Here is a 1612-nt window from a genome sequence, read left to right as displayed (position 1 = left end):
AGGCCATCCTCGCCGACACGTACTCCACCATCAACCCCGCCGCCGTCCAGCGTCAGATCCAGGCATTGACCACCGAGCTCATCGCCCTCGCCACCGCCAAGAACACACCCACGAGGAGAGCCCCCCTCACGCGGGCACTTCTGGATGAGTCAACGAATCAGACTTCGCGGGCATCTTGACATGAGGCAACAGGGGGAGTGTGATCCACGCCATTGCACAAATTTCTTCACTCAGTATTACCGACCAGTAAGTGTATTTTTCGGGGTCGCACAAGGCGCGTGCGTGAATTGATCGGCACCGCCGAGTTCCAATCGGCCGGAGTCGAGGCGGGGATGAAATTTTCAAATCCATCAGTTGGGAATTCAACATATCTGTCCGCCGATCCTGCTGTGCCGCAGCATGTCCGGCCGTCGCTCGGAGCTGTTCTGCGGAATCGAGGCACGCGGCGAGTTGCTCGCGGACCATTCGGTGCCTGCGCAGCGTAATGCTCGGTATGCAAAGAACAGGCACTGCGGTGTGACGTAGAACACGGCACATTCTCTCGGGAAGCATGGTGATCGGGAATGAGGTGTGGTTACACCCCTGCGTGGGACCCAAAAGCGGGTATGGGTGTAGGTGATTCGGCCGTTGTGCAGGTGTCGACGTCGGACGATTGTGTGTAGTGCACCGTCATCGACGTGGCGGTCGGGAATCTCTGCACGTGAAGGAAGAGTCGTAATGGCACGGATCAGCAAGAAACTGGGAGTCGATTTACTGGATGCGTTGCGTGTCAGTGTCGTTGGCACTGTGGTGTGTGCCGGACTGGTCATGGGTGTGATCGTCCTGGCGATGTGGAAGTTCCCGATACCGGGCGTGTAGACGCCCGTGGCTTATGGACCTTCGCCGGCCCGCGGTAGGCCGGAGTGCAACACCCGGCGGCAGTTCGGCGATATAGCTGACGGGGGATTGGTTGTGCTCGTGGGTCCGGTGATCGATACCGGCACCCGTGACGGGCGTCGTGTGGAGTGGAAGGAATGAGAATGCTCGGGACGGGTACGGGTGCGATGGTTGGCCTACTGGTGGTTGCGCTGCTGGTGGTCCCCGTCTCGTTCGCTGTGGCGGCACGGGCGGATGCAAAGGCCCGCCGCCTCTCGGAGGCGCAGCCGTCCGACGCGGACCTGGGGCGAGCGGTCGCGGTCGCGGAAGTGGCTGGTCGGTGCGATCAGTGGCGGCAGCTCGCAACGCGCGCGTGGCTGATCTGCGGCGGCGCCTCGCTGGTTGCAGTCGTGGTCGTGGGTGTACTCGTCTGTATCGGGTAAGGGCGGCGCGGACCGGACTGCGCGATTCCGGTTCGGGGCTGTCCAGCTCCCGTGTCTCCGGAACCTCTCGACTGCCGTGACATGCGCGTCCCGGGATCGTCCGGGAGTGCGGTGGACCCTCTGTGAGCCGAAGCGGCCCGGTCGGAGTGTTCTCCGCTCCGGCCGGGCCTCGCCGGGACGTGCAACACGACGCCACCGCGCTCTGCATCGGACGACTGGGTCCGCGCCGGTGTGCCTGGTGGTTTGCCCGGCTGCCAATGCCTTCTCGGGCGTCGGAGATGGCATCGGCGACCGGTACTCGGTCTGTACTGGCG

Annotated in this window: 2 protein-coding genes; both read left to right on the top strand. The window is 63.4% G+C overall.

Translation table 11 applies throughout. The annotated features are described in order from the left end of the window. The first annotated feature begins 717 nt into the window (after positions 1–717). Positions 718–858: a hypothetical protein gene (locus AC1D1G_RS44975; RefSeq protein WP_283336762.1), complete on the top strand. Its 141-nt coding sequence runs from the start codon at positions 718–720 to the stop codon at positions 856–858. Positions 859–1019: 161 nt separating this feature from the next. Beyond that, a complete protein-coding gene (locus AC1D1G_RS44970) occupies positions 1020–1298 on the top strand; it encodes a hypothetical protein (RefSeq protein ID WP_280780212.1) in 279 nt (92 codons plus the stop codon). The last annotated feature ends 314 nt before the right edge of the window (positions 1299–1612 follow it).

Source organism: Rhodococcus sp. P3_B8, assembly GCF_056402775.1.
This window is presented reverse-complemented; position numbering and strand designations above follow the sequence as displayed.

Excerpts from the sequence above, each read along its gene's own strand:
- AC1D1G_RS44975 (WP_283336762.1), top strand. The coding sequence starts at position 718 with ATGGCACGGATCAGCAAGAAACTGGGAGTCGATTTACTGGATGCGTTG.
- AC1D1G_RS44970 (WP_280780212.1), top strand. The coding sequence starts at position 1,020 with ATGCTCGGGACGGGTACGGGTGCGATGGTTGGCCTACTGGTGGTTGCG.